Here is an 8839-nt window from a genome sequence, read left to right as displayed (position 1 = left end):
CGTCAGCTCATCACGCAACAGCCCATGGATGAGCGGTTTGAATTTAATACCGTCTTTCATGCTTCCGACCATACCCTTCACATCTCACACTCTTCCCCTCAACTTCCGGCGCATCAAGCCCACCATATAATGGGTCTCGGTGATGCGGAACGCGAGCGTCAGCCCGAAGTATACCAAACCGGCCGCCGCGATTTCAACAAACAGGGCCAGGACCATGAGGGGGAAACTGGTGCCGAAGCCGGCCAGCCAATGCTTGAGTAGCCAGGCCGTCAGCCCACACACCACGGTGGCGCCCCCGACCAGCCCTACAAACCGGGACCAGGCGCGAACGGTTCCGAAATGCACATCCCGCCGCAGGTAAACGGCCAATTGCGCAAAATTCAGGATCGCAATGCATCCGGTGGTGGCGGCCAGGCCCACATGTCCCAGATGGAAGCGCTTCACCAGAATAAAGTTCAGGATGATACAGAGGCCAATCCCCACCAGACTGACATTCAGCGGGGTCCGGCGGCGATCCAGCGCGTAGAAACAGGGGGTCAGCACCTTGATGGCGGCATAGGCGGCCAGGCCGATCGCATAGGCCCGCAAGGCCGACGCGGTCGAGGCCGTCGAGGCGGCGGAGAAATGTCCATGCTGATAGATCACCTGGATGATTTCCGGCGCCAGCACCGCCAGCCCCATCGCCGCGGGAAGTGTCAGGAACAGCGCCAGCCGGAGCGCTTCCTCAATCGTTTTGCCCGCCTCCGCCATCTCGCCCCTGGCATGCAACCGGGCCACCGCTGGCAAGGTCACCGTGGCAATCGCCACACCAAAGATGCCAATGGGAAACTGCATCATGCGAAAGGCGCAATTCAGCCAGGAGCGCGCACCATCAATCTCCGAGGCAAACATCCCGTTCACCAGCACATTCACCTGGACGGCCGCGCCCGCAATCATACTCGGCCAGGCCAGGGCCCAGACTTGCCTCAGCCGCGGGTCGCTCAGATTCAATTCCCACTTGAACCGGAAGCCCAGTTTAAACAAGGATGGCAACTGCATCCCCAACTGAGCCAACCCGCCCAAGAGCACGCCCAGAGTCACCCCATAGAGCGCACGTTCCGTGAAGACGGGATGCCGCCAGTCCGCCTGGGGGTCGAACAGGTAGGCGAACAGGACACTGCTGATGACGGACACCAGGTTAAACACGGTGGACGCCGAGGCCGGAAGCCCGAAAATAAACCGGGCATTCAGGATCCCCATAACTACCGAGGCCAGAGACACCAGCATGATGAAAGGAAACAGGATCCGCGTCAGCCGGACGGTCAACTCAAACTTACCAGGCACCTGATGAAATCCGAAGTTGGTGATCTGCACCAGCAACGGGCTGGCGATGATGCCCAGAATGCAAATCACCCCCATCAGCACAATCAAGGCGCTGAAGAGCAGGCTGGCCAGATGCCACGCAGGCCGCTCGCCTTCTTTATGCAGCGTCTTGGTAAACACCGTGGTGAAGGCGGTGGATAACGCGCCCTCAGCGAACAAGTCGCGCAGCAAATTGGGGATCTGGAAGGCGGCGAGGAAAGAGTCCAGGCATTTCCCGGCATTGAACATTCCGGCAATCACGACCTCGCGGACGAGTCCCAGAATACGGGAGCCCATCACGGCAAGGCCGACAATACCGGCAGCTTTTCGGCGATCAGTCATAAGCGCGCCATTAAACAGGCGGACCCCCCACCCCGTCAAGGGAGGAAGGCAAGATACTGTATGATGCCCTTTCGCACCATCATCACGGCGATCGCGGCAAGCAGCAGGCTGGCCAGTTTGGAGACCGCTTTGGTTCCGGCACGCCCCAGCAGGCGACTGATCATTCCGGCAAAGCGGAACACCAGACCCGCCAGACAAATATTCACAATGGCGGCGGTGATCGTCGGGATAATCCCGAACTGATCCACCAGTAGCAGAATCGTCGTGAGTACCGCCGGCCCCACAATCAGGGGAACGCCGACCGGAACGGCGCCCAGACTTTCCGGATCCTCCGGGTCGGGATGCTTGTTGGTCACCAGGATATCCCGCAGGGAAATGGCGAAAAGCAGGAGGCCCCCGGCGACCATGAAATCGGAAGGACTGATCCCCAGCAACTGAAATACCGCCTTGCCGATCATGACAAACACAATGGCTACCAGGGAGCCTGTGATCAACGACTGCCAGATCACCCGCCGGAGTTTCTGCGGCTCAATCCCCTCGGTCAGGGCCAGGAACATCGGGAGCACACCCACCGCATCCACGGCGACAAACAACGGGACAAAACATAGCCAGAAATGATTCATAGCATTCCCCTTTCTTCAATCGATCCGGTCCTACCCCACAGAGGCCGGCGTCCGGTGCATCACGCGCTTGAAAACCCGTGAAAAATAGAAGGGATCCTCAAATCCCACCCTTGCCGCCACTTCCTTAACGCTTGCCCCCTCATCCCTCAAGTAACGATACGCCAACTGCATCCGTTCCCGGTGGATGAACTGGGTGGGCGTCACCCCCAACTGTTTCTTGAAAAGCGCATTCACATGTTCCGGCGTAATGCCAAATTCACGCGCCAGACTGCGCCGGGTGATCTTCTGGTCGAGATGCGCCCGGAGATGGGCCACCATCCCTTTCATCCGCCCGGAGCAATCCCCCGATTGACTCCCGCTCCAGAATCCCGCTAAACGCACCCAGAGTTCCTTGAGAATGGTTTCAAGCAATACCGACCGGTATTTATCATACCCCTCATATACCGTCCGGCACCTCATGAACAGATCATGGATCGCGGCATCTCCCCCCGTCCGGGTCACCCGCTGGGGCTCAGGGAAAAACTGATAATCACCCCGGGCCCATTTCGCTCCCGGAATCAACTCCCCATGAATGCAACTGAACACCGCATGCGCAGGCTCATCCAGCCGTCTGACGGTATGCCATACCAGCGGCGGAATCAGCAGCACATCCCCCGCGTTCAGGATAAGGGGCGGCTCGGTTCGTGTCTCATAGGAAAACCGCCCCTCCACAATCAATATCAACTCGAAGTCTGGAATTTGCCGTTCCCCCCAGGCTTGCCCGCGGCTGACCTCCTGGTAGTTGGCAACGGAGACAACCGGCCGGAGTTCATTCACCGTCAATTGAACTGGTTTCTTACTCTTGTCCATGAAAACCCCATCCCCATCCATTGCGTTTCTTATTCATGCAATGAATAATGGCCCATAGTAAATGGACCTTCTGTTTTAAAAAGTTACTTTTATTCAGGCCCGAAATCAAAGCAAAAGGAAAATACTCATGACCGCATCCCCGAAAGTGATCACCCCCTGTCGTCCCAAATGGAAGGGAACCCTGACCGATCGTCAGCGTTTCAACAACCAGATGCAGTACCGGCCCATTGACCGCTGCTTCAATATGGAGTTCGGCTATTGGGAGGAAAACTTCACCGAGTGGGATCTGTTCTCGAAGAACAACATCAAGAACAACGACGAAGCCGATTTGTTTTTCAACTTTGACCGGTATGCCGTGGCCAGGGGCAACGTCTGGATGAGTCCACCGTTTCCCTACCAGGTGGTTGAAGAGACCGCCACCTCCCGAATCCTCATGAATGGCGATGGGCTTCTCGCGGAAGTCCCCAAAACCAATCAGGGCTCCTCCATTCCCCACTACATCAAGGCCTCCATCGTCACCCCGGATGACTGGAAGCGCTGCAAGGAGGAGCGGTTCCGCCTCGATGATCCGACCCGAATCATTGACATCAAAAAGATTCAGCAGCAGCACCCGACCACCCGCGACTATCCACTGGGGGTGAATTGCGGTTCCATGATCGGTAAAATCCGGGACATGCTGACCTTTGAAGGTTTGGCCTATGCCGGGTTTGACTACCCGGAAATGGTTGAGGACATGGTGGAGACCTCCTGCCAGCTGGTGGAACACGCCCTCGACCAGATGCTCCCCCACATCGACTTCGATTTTGCCGAGGGGTGGGAGGATATCTGTTTCAAGAATGGTCCGATCGTCTCAGTGGATTTCTTCCGGGACGTGGTGATGCCGCGTTACAAACGGATCTCCAAACGGCTACAGGCGGCGGGAATCAAACTCTGGTGGGTTGACTGCGATGGCGATGTGCGCCCCATCCTGAAATATATCATGGAAGGCGGCATCAACTGCCTGTTCCCCTTTGAGGTCAATGGCTGTGCCCATCCGTCGGAGTTGCTGGCCGAATACGGCAAGGATCTGCGCATCATGGGCGGATTCGATAAGATCGAGATGGCCAAAGGCCCGGAGGCCATCAAGGCTTATATGAAAACACTGGTGCCACTCGTTGAACGGGGCGGCTATATCCCCTTCTGCGATCACCGCTGTCCGCCCAATGTGAAACCGGAATATTATCTCTATTATCTGGATCTCAAGGAACAGATGTTCGGGATGAAATCGTACTGATTTTCTTCTCAAAATCACGGCAGGTGTCGGTGGCTTCCACGACCTTGCCGTGCCGGCTGCAGCGCTGAACGAACGGGTTCACCACATAGTGCTGGCAGTGCCGGCAGAGACGTTCCGCTTCGGCTTCATCAAACACCTTGACGACCCGGGGGGCATCACTGGCGTCAAACACCTTCGGCTTGCGCCGTTGCGTGAAGGGCACCTCCGCCTCGTCGGCATATTCATGCCCACAGGACGCGCAGGTCAGGCGCTCCCCCACCTTCTTGAACCCGTCAAACTTCGGCACCCGCTTGAGCAGACTTTCCTGCCCGCAGGCAGTGCAGATGATTTCCACACTCATGCGCACTCCTCACGTCTCACGTTTCACATCTCACAACAGTTCCCTGGCCTTCGCGACCGCCTCGGCGATCTTGCTCACATCCTTGCCGCCGGCCCGTGCCATGGCTGGCTGGCCACCGCCGCCACCACCCGCGATCTTGGCCACTTCCTTGATGATCTTGCCGGCATGAACGCCTTTTTTCACCAGGTCCGGGCTCACGACCACAATGAACTGGGCCTTCCCCTCACTCGAAGCCCCCAGCACCACCACCGCGGAGCCCGCCTGGGCCAGCGCCGCATCGGCCAGATTCTTAAGGGCATCGGCCGATACTTCCCCAACGGCCACGGCCATCAGTTTCATGCCTTTGACCTCGGTGGCCGCCGCCAGAACCCCGCCCAGCTTCTGCATCGCCGCCGCGTTTTCATTGTCTTTGATCTGCTTGTCGAGGGTCTTCACCTGGTCAGCCAACGCCTCCACACGCCCCGTAATTTCAGCCGGCGAGACACTGAACCGCTTGGCCAGACCTTCCAGCAGTGAACGGTCGGCACACATCACGTCATAGGCCGGCAGGCCGGTCACCGCTTCAATCCGGCGGACCCCGGAGGCGATGGAACATTCCGATACGATCCGGAACAAACCGATCGTCCCCGTAGCCGTCACATGGGTTCCCCCGCACAGTTCACGACTGTATCCCCCGACATTCACCACCCGCACCGTGTCGCCGTATTTCTCATCAAAGATGGCGACAATCCCCGAGCCGGGCACATCCTTGAGCGCCATCTCGCTGACGTTGACCGCCGCATTGGCGAGAACCAACTCATTGACGCGGCGTTCCACGGCCGCCAGTTCAGCCGGGGTCAAGGCCTGGAAATAATTGAAGTCGAACCGCAGCCGTTCAGGTGAAACCATGGAGCCGGCCTGCTTGATGCTGCCGCCCACAATCTCCTTCAAGGCGAATTGCAGCAAATGGGTGGCCGTATGGTGGCGGGCCGTCGCCGCCCGGCGTTCTGAATCAATCGTGGCGGACACCATCGAGCCGGCCGCCATTTTCCCGCGGGTCACCCGACCGACATGCAGGACGATCCCTTCGGTGGGCTGCCGGGTATCCGTCACCTCAAACTCGCCCTCGGGTCCGGTAATGGTCCCGCGATCGCCCACCTGGCCGCCCTTTTCCGGGTAGAACGGGGTTTCCGCCAGAAGGAGTGACCCTTCCTGCCCCTCACTCAACACCTCCACCACCGCGCTGACACCAGCGGCATCCTTGCCCAACAGCTTCAGCACAGGGGCTGTTCCTGAAAGTTGGGTGTAGCCGGTAAACTTTGTCTTGATTCCGCTTGCCACCAGATCGGAGACCAGATCCACATCCGCATCCGCTGTGGCCGCCTTACGGGCATCCCGGGCCCGTTTGCGCTGCTCGTCCATCAGTGTGGCAAACCGCTTTTCGTCAACTTCCAGCCCTTTTTCCTTCGCCATGACCACGGTCAGGTCCAGAGGGAACCCATAGGTATCATAAAGCTTGAACGCCGCGTCTCCGGGAAACACCGTGTTTTTCGTGGCAATCACCGAGGCGGCCACTTCATCGAACAGGGATAGACCGCGGTCAAGCGTGACCGAGAAGCTCTCCTCTTCCGCGAGGATCGCCCGGGCAATTTCCTTACGATGCTGCACCAGTTCAGGGTACTGGGCGCCCATTGCCTCTTCTAATGTTGGCAGAAGCGCTGTCATGAAGGGCCGGGTAAACCCGATCTTGCGTCCATAGCGCACGGCACGGCGCAACAGGCGACGCAACACGTAACCCCGCCCGTCATTGGAGGGGAGCACCCCGTCGCCAATGGCGAAGGCCAGGGTCCGAAGGTGATCGGCAATCACCCGCATCGCGACCCCGCCCGGGCCCTCATAGGTATACCCGCTCAATTGAACCATCTTCTGGATCACCGGCTGGAAAATATCGGTGTCGTAATTGGACGTCTTGCCTTGAATCACCGAGACCACACGCTCCAACCCCATGCCGGTATCGACGTGCTTGGCGGGGAGTTCCTCGAGGGACCCGTCCTGACGGCGGTTATACTGCATGAACACATGATTCCAGATTTCGATCACTTCCTGCAGCCCGGCATTGATCATGTCCGGGGTACAGCCATTGACGGTGCGGTCGAAATGGATTTCAGAGCAGGGCCCGCAGGGACCTGTCTCGCCCATTTCCCAGAAGTTATCCTTCTCGGCAAATTTCAGGATGTGGGTGGGATCGATATCCGTGACCTCTTTCCAGATGGCGATCGCCTCTTCATCATCCTTATAGACCGTGGCCCACAACCGGTTCTTGGGGAGCCCCCACACCTTGGTGAGCAGTTCCCAGCCCCAGGCGATGGATTCCCGCTTGTAGTAATCGCCGAACGACCAGTTCCCCAGCATCTCGAAAAAGGTGTGGTGATAGGTGTCGTGGCCGACCTCTTCCAGATCATTATGCTTTCCACTGACCCGGATGCACTTCTGACTGTTGGCCACCCGTCCATACTGGCTGACGCGGGCGCCCAGGAAAATCTCCTTGAACTGATTCATCCCGGCGTTAACGAACAGTAGGGTCGGATCCGCCTGCAACACCACCGGTGAACTGGGAACAATCTGATGCTGTTTGGACTTGTAGAAGTCCATAAACGATTGCCTGATTTCCGCCGCCGTCATTTCCGATTTCGTCATAAGCACTATCCTTTTCAATTCACCCATACACATCACTAAAATCGGCCCAGAGGCTATAACACCCCCCGTTCTGATTCAAGAGTCAAAACTAAGTTCGGACTTTCTCCTGATGCAGTCCTGTGTTAGGTTCCCGCGCATGCAAATTTCAAGACAGCGATTATCTCTCATTATTTACCTGTTGCCGGCCATTGCCGACATGATGGTGGCGCAGTTTATGTTCATCAATGCCGTCCGCCTGTCCCAGCAGGGGGCCAGTGCCGTCGTCGTCGCCAATACGGTGACGACCTGGAGTCTGGTCTATCTGGTCGCCTGCCCGATTCTTGGCAGGTTTGTCACGGCGGCCAATGCCTCCCGGCTGATGGTCGCCTCCATGGGGGGGCTGGCCCTGATCAGCTTTCTCTTCACCCTGATTCCCGGCGTAGTGGGGATTTACGTCCTGATGGCGTTGGCGGGCATTGCAACGGCCTTATTCTTCCTGCCCTTTCAGGTATTCATGAAGGCGGTAGATGGGGCCAATAACAAGCCCATTACCTACTCCACAGGGCTTTACACCTTCGCCTGGAGCATGGGCTTTGCCATGGGGCCGTTTATCTCAGGCATCCTGATGGAATTCGGCTCGTCCACCCCCGGCGGGGGAAATTCCGGCTGGAAATATGCCTGCTATTTCGCCTCAAGCCTGTCCGCCTTAACCGGAATCGCGGTTTACTTCCTGAGAGATCTCGCCCAATCGCAGCCGGCGGCGCCCAGCCGACCCGGCGAGACGCCGCGCCCTGCCGAAGCCATCCCAGTGGACTATTCCCATCAGCCCGACCTCGCCTGGCTAGGCTGGGTCAGTGCCGGTGTGGGCGTCATCGTCCTCACCTTCCTCCGCGCCGTATTTCCTGTCCGGAGTGAAACCTGCCTGCATCTGACCCAAAGCTTTCAGGGGCTCCTCTTTTTCCTGGTGAGTGCGGCGCAGGCGGTGACGGGACTAGCGCTGTGCCGGAGCCGGTTCTGGATGTACCGGCCCATGGCCGTGGGTGCCTTCGGCTGTCTGGGCATTGCAGGCGCACTCATCTTCGGGTACGGCCAGTCCCATCTGATCCTCAGTGTGGGCGCCATTTTGTTCGGGATCTACACGGGCAGTTTCTTCTTCTACCTGGTATTTCACGCCCTCATTCATCCTGAACGGAGTTCGCAGTATGTGGCCATCAATGAGAGTGTCGTCGGGATATGCAGTATGCTGGGCGCCGTTCTGGGGGGATTCATGGCGGACCGGTTCGGGTTCGGCACCCTCTACGCCTCAGGCGCCGCCATGATTCTTGTGATCCTGATCCTGCAACGGTTCGTTCATCACCGACATCCGTTGCAGCAAGATTAACACCCCTCACCCCAACCCTCTCCCTCGAGGGGAGA

Annotated in this window: 7 protein-coding genes; 2 read left to right on the top strand and 5 right to left on the bottom strand. The window is 58.2% G+C overall.

Annotated elements, in window-relative coordinates:
- Positions 1 to 84: 84 nt before the first annotated feature.
- The 3 genes from murJ to WCS52_16155 are packed head-to-tail and all read right to left on the bottom strand — an operon-like array spanning position 85 to position 3155.
- The gene (gene murJ, locus WCS52_16165) at positions 85 to 1683 is read right to left on the bottom strand and encodes a murein biosynthesis integral membrane protein MurJ (protein ID MEI6168717.1); all 1599 of its coding nucleotides are present in this window, start codon (positions 1681 to 1683) and stop codon (positions 85 to 87) included.
- A gap of 35 nt (positions 1684 to 1718) precedes the next feature.
- Positions 1719 to 2306 (bottom strand): MarC family protein, encoded by a 588-nt coding sequence (locus tag WCS52_16160; GenBank protein MEI6168716.1) that lies wholly within the window; start codon positions 2304 to 2306, stop codon positions 1719 to 1721.
- Positions 2307 to 2336: 30 nt separating this feature from the next.
- Positions 2337 to 3155, bottom strand: a complete 819-nt coding sequence (locus tag WCS52_16155) for an AraC family transcriptional regulator (protein MEI6168715.1) — start codon at positions 3153 to 3155, stop codon at positions 2337 to 2339.
- Positions 3156 to 3282: 127 nt separating this feature from the next.
- On the opposite strand from WCS52_16155, the gene WCS52_16150 reads away from it, so the two are divergent.
- Positions 3283 to 4428: a uroporphyrinogen decarboxylase family protein gene (locus WCS52_16150; GenBank protein MEI6168714.1), complete on the top strand. Its 1146-nt coding sequence runs from the start codon at positions 3283 to 3285 to the stop codon at positions 4426 to 4428.
- Here the strand turns inward: WCS52_16150 and WCS52_16145 are convergent.
- Positions 4394 to 4768, bottom strand: coding sequence for a hypothetical protein (locus tag WCS52_16145; GenBank protein MEI6168713.1), 375 nt, complete (start codon positions 4766 to 4768; stop codon positions 4394 to 4396). The genes WCS52_16150 and WCS52_16145 overlap by 35 nt on opposite strands.
- Before the next feature lie 30 nt (positions 4769 to 4798).
- Positions 4799 to 7444 carry an alanine--tRNA ligase gene (gene alaS / locus WCS52_16140; GenBank protein MEI6168712.1) on the bottom strand — a complete coding sequence of 882 codons (2646 nt, stop codon included), beginning with the start codon at positions 7442 to 7444 and terminating at the stop codon, positions 4799 to 4801.
- A 136-nt stretch (positions 7445 to 7580) separates the two neighbouring features.
- Between alaS and WCS52_16135 the strand changes: the two genes are divergently transcribed.
- Positions 7581 to 8804, top strand: coding sequence for an MFS transporter (locus WCS52_16135; protein ID MEI6168711.1), 1224 nt, complete (start codon positions 7581 to 7583; stop codon positions 8802 to 8804).
- Positions 8805 to 8839: the final 35 nt, after the last annotated feature.

The organism is bacterium, assembly GCA_037128595.1.
Taxonomy (GTDB): domain Bacteria; phylum Verrucomicrobiota; class Kiritimatiellia; order CAIKKV01; family CAITUY01; genus JAABPW01.
Note: the sequence above shows the minus strand (reverse complement) of the source record. Positions and strands in the feature narration are given on the sequence as shown.

Excerpts from the sequence above, each read along its gene's own strand:
- murJ (MEI6168717.1), bottom strand. The coding sequence starts at position 1,683 with ATGACTGATCGCCGAAAAGCTGCCGGTATTGTCGGCCTTGCCGTGATG.
- WCS52_16160 (MEI6168716.1), bottom strand. The coding sequence starts at position 2,306 with ATGAATCATTTCTGGCTATGTTTTGTCCCGTTGTTTGTCGCCGTGGAT.
- WCS52_16155 (MEI6168715.1), bottom strand. The coding sequence starts at position 3,155 with ATGGACAAGAGTAAGAAACCAGTTCAATTGACGGTGAATGAACTCCGG.
- WCS52_16150 (MEI6168714.1), top strand. The coding sequence starts at position 3,283 with ATGACCGCATCCCCGAAAGTGATCACCCCCTGTCGTCCCAAATGGAAG.
- WCS52_16145 (MEI6168713.1), bottom strand. The coding sequence starts at position 4,768 with ATGAGTGTGGAAATCATCTGCACTGCCTGCGGGCAGGAAAGTCTGCTC.
- alaS (MEI6168712.1), bottom strand. The coding sequence starts at position 7,444 with ATGACGAAATCGGAAATGACGGCGGCGGAAATCAGGCAATCGTTTATG.
- WCS52_16135 (MEI6168711.1), top strand. The coding sequence starts at position 7,581 with ATGCAAATTTCAAGACAGCGATTATCTCTCATTATTTACCTGTTGCCG.